General features: G+C 47.8%; 3 protein-coding genes. 2 read left to right on the forward strand and 1 reads right to left on the reverse strand.

Annotated features, from left to right (window positions below; all coding sequences use genetic code 11):
* Positions 1-728: amino acid permease (locus B2899_RS02915; RefSeq protein ID WP_286883948.1), on the forward strand; the 728-nt coding region annotated here is incomplete at its 5' end.
* 76 nt (positions 729-804) lie between these two features.
* Here B2899_RS02915 and B2899_RS02920 read toward each other — a convergent pair.
* Positions 805-1377: a BofC C-terminal domain-containing protein gene (locus tag B2899_RS02920; protein ID WP_170230117.1), complete on the reverse strand. Its 573-nt coding sequence runs from the start codon at positions 1375-1377 to the stop codon at positions 805-807.
* A gap of 148 nt (positions 1378-1525) precedes the next feature.
* On the opposite strand from B2899_RS02920, the gene safA reads away from it, so the two are divergent.
* Positions 1526-2369: LysM peptidoglycan-binding domain-containing protein (gene safA, locus B2899_RS02925; protein ID WP_286883953.1), on the forward strand; the 844-nt coding region annotated here is incomplete at its 3' end.

Consider the following 2369-nt stretch of genomic DNA (forward strand, 5'->3'; position numbering starts at 1 on the left):
GAGTGGTAGCCGGTGCCGCCACTGTATTCTTCGCTTATATCGGATTCGACGCAGTATCTACCGCAGCAGAAGAAGTGCGCAATCCGCAGCGCGATTTGCCGCGTGGTATTATTGGCTCACTGGTTATATGTACCATCCTGTACATTGCAGTTTCGGCCATTCTAACAGGTATTGTGCCGTACAATCAGCTTAATGTAAATCATCCTGTAGCGTTCGCACTGACTTACATTCAAAAAGATGCGTTCGCCGGCTTGATTTCGCTCGGTGCCATTACCGGGATGACGACCGTTCTCATCGTTATGCTCTACGGCCAAATTCGCGTCTCCTTTGCAATGAGCCGTGACGGATTGCTTCCGACGTTTTTCTCAAAGGTACACCCGACATTCAAAACACCGTATGTGAATACATGGACAACCGGATTCATTGCGGCGCTGATTGCAGCCTTTATCGACCTCGGCACTCTTGCTCATCTGGTCAATATGGGAACCCTGTCGGCGTTCGTGCTCGTATCGGTCGCCGTCATCGTACTGCGGCGAACCCATCCGGAGCTGCCGCGCGCTTTCCGCGTACCGGCTGTACCGCTAATCCCTGTGCTTTCTATTTTAACCTGCGGTTACCTGATGATTAACTTGCCGCCTGAAACGTGGACTGCATTTGTCATCTGGCTGGCTATCGGATTAGTTGTATACTTCTTATACTCGCGTAAGCACAGCGAACTGGAAAAATAAGAAGAAAAACTCACGGTTTTTTCTGCTTTTACGAATTAAAAGACGGAGCGGCTTTTCCGCTCCGTCTTTTTTCTCGCTATTTAAGCTGTACGGCCGCTTCTTTCTCTTCGTTTGAGAATTCGCTATAAGTAGAAATAATCGAATTGTATTCGGCCGCATCCGTAATATGGATGCCTTTACGCAGCAACTGCAGCTCCTCCGGCGGCAGACTGGATTCTAGCTTCTTTGTATCCAGTCGAAAAAAGGTCTGGATTACCTGCCCTTTCTCAGGCAGACCGTCAAACAAAGTCAGCTCTCCGTCCGCTCCGAGACCAAAATATGCATTTTCTTTGCAATGCGGCGATAGATCGTTAATTTTTTTCTCAAATGTATATACATTGCGGTTGCGTGAGACAAACGTCCAACCTTGATAACGTCTGAGCAGTTCATCCACAGACGCTACGGTCTCCCGTTTCGTCTCTTCTTCCGTCTCTCCGCATATATACTCCCGCTTTAATACCAGATCGACTGTTTGCGCTACAGCCTCATTTCCTTTTAATTTCTCGATGGCGGAGTATAAATACCATGTTCCCCCGCTTATTACCACGATGAATAAGAGCGATAAAGCCAATAGTGTTCTCCAGTGCTTTGGAAGCGGCTTTCGAATCATACGCATCCCTTCTTTGCCTGAATGAAATTTTTATTCCCCATCTTTCCCCGCTCAAAGAAATTTTATACATGATATCTGCCTACCGTAGCAAATCGCCCGCCCATGCATATGATGTAAGGTAATTTTCACAGAAAGGATGGTCGATGACATGAAAATCCACATCGTAAAAAAAGGAGACACCTTGTGGAAAATTGCGCAGAAATACAACCTGGACTTTGAGACACTGAAAAAGGTTAATACACATATCAAAAATCCGGATAAAATTTCTCCTGGCATGAAAGTGAAAGTCCCAACGACCGAAGTGCCGCTAAAAAACAATATGACCGTGAAAGAAATGCAAGTGAAAGAATTGCCGGTAAAAGAAGCGCCAATAAAGGAAAAACCGGTGAAAGAACAACCGGCGGTGACGGAGCAGCCGACAACGAAGCCCCAACCGGAAAACCCTGAAATAAGCATGATGGAGATGGACATCAACATCCAAATGCCGACGATGCCGACTAAGGAATCGCCGGTGAAAGAAGCACCCAAAAAAGAAAAGCCGATGCCGGCTCCGATGCCAAGCCCAGTACCGATGCCTGAAATGAAACCGACAGCGCCTGTGCAGATTACACCGCAACCCATACCGGAAATGAAACCGATGGCACCGCCAAAAGAAGAGCCAACAATGCCCGTACAGGTCATACCGCCTCCGCAGCCCATGCCGATCATGCCTATGGTGCCGCAAATGCCCATGATAGGGTATTGTCCACCTATGCCAATGTATGCGCCGTATGAGCATCACAAGGAAAGCAGTTCCTGCTCGTCATCTATGGAAATGCCTCATATGATGCCATACGCGCAACTGCCGGCTATACAACCTATGATGCCGAATGAACCGTTTCCCATGATGCCGAATGTTCAACTGCCCGCCATGCAACCCATAATGCCGAATGAACCGTTTCCTATAATGCCGAATGTTCAACTGCCCGCCATGCAGCCAATGCCGAATGAAC

This window comes from Aneurinibacillus sp. UBA3580 (genome assembly GCF_002375825.1).
Classification (GTDB): Bacteria; Bacillota; Bacilli; order Aneurinibacillales; family Aneurinibacillaceae; genus Aneurinibacillus; species Aneurinibacillus danicus.

Bases quoted from the DNA above. Each gene is read 5' to 3' on its own strand.
- B2899_RS02920 (WP_170230117.1), bottom strand. From the start codon at position 1,377: ATGATTCGAAAGCCGCTTCCAAAGCACTGGAGAACACTATTGGCTTTA.